This is a genomic window from Desulfurella sp. (assembly GCF_023256235.1).
In the GTDB taxonomy this organism is placed as follows: Bacteria; Campylobacterota_A; Desulfurellia; order Desulfurellales; family Desulfurellaceae; genus Desulfurella.
In genome coordinates this window covers 1-817 of the sequence record NZ_JAGDWY010000054.1, presented here as the reverse complement: position 1 = coordinate 817, position 817 = coordinate 1, and the positions used below count along the sequence as shown (strand labels likewise).

Sequence of the window (817 nt, the reverse complement as noted above, 5' to 3'; positions counted from 1 at the left end):
TGCAATAGAAAATATTTATTAATTTCTTTATCAGGTTAAACAAATTCCTATATTAAACAAATTCCTATATTTTTAATTGACAATTATTTTCCGTTATGTCATAATAGACCTAATAAATTTTCACACACCTTTTTTTATTTAGCATTATATCAATAAAGATATATCGATATTTTAAAACAAATAACTAACATCTAATAAAATAAAGTAGGAGGATAGTAGTATGCAGGAGGGTGGAAAATGAGATATTTCTTAAGATTTAGATCTAAATTTTTGATTATTTTTTTAGTTGTCTATTTTCTTATGGTTATAACAATATTATTAAATATGCCTAAAAAAGCTTACGCGCATAAAACATGTAAAGAAAATAATTTTTTATGCCAAATTAATCTTTCCGGAGTATTTGCAACATCTTATACTTATAATCTTGCACATCCTATTGCAAATTCTCAGTATCCTACTGGTAACTATAACGGAAACTATAATGATGATTTTAAGGCTAACGGTTTTACAGTTAATGAATTTGATATAACATTGTCTAAAAATCCGTTTTCTGGCGGCAAAAATAAGTTTGGCATCGGTTTTACGGCTACGTTGGATACCGGCGAAAATATACAGCACCCCGAATCTTATATGGGAAATCTTTCTTACTATATGGAACCTGCTTATAAAAGACCTATCTACGGATTTAGAAATTTATTTTTGTCTTTTGGTATACCTATTGGAAACGGTCTCAAAATAGATATAGGTATGCATAGTTCTCCTATAGGTTTTGAATCGCACAATTTAGCGAAAAACTGGGAGAATACATATTCTATAA

General features: G+C 28.2%; 1 protein-coding gene. It reads left to right on the top strand.

The features are described from left to right. Positions 1 to 237: 237 nt before the first annotated feature. The coding region (locus Q0C22_RS05355; RefSeq protein WP_291492537.1) for an outer membrane beta-barrel protein at positions 238 to 817 on the top strand (580 nt) is incomplete at its 3' end.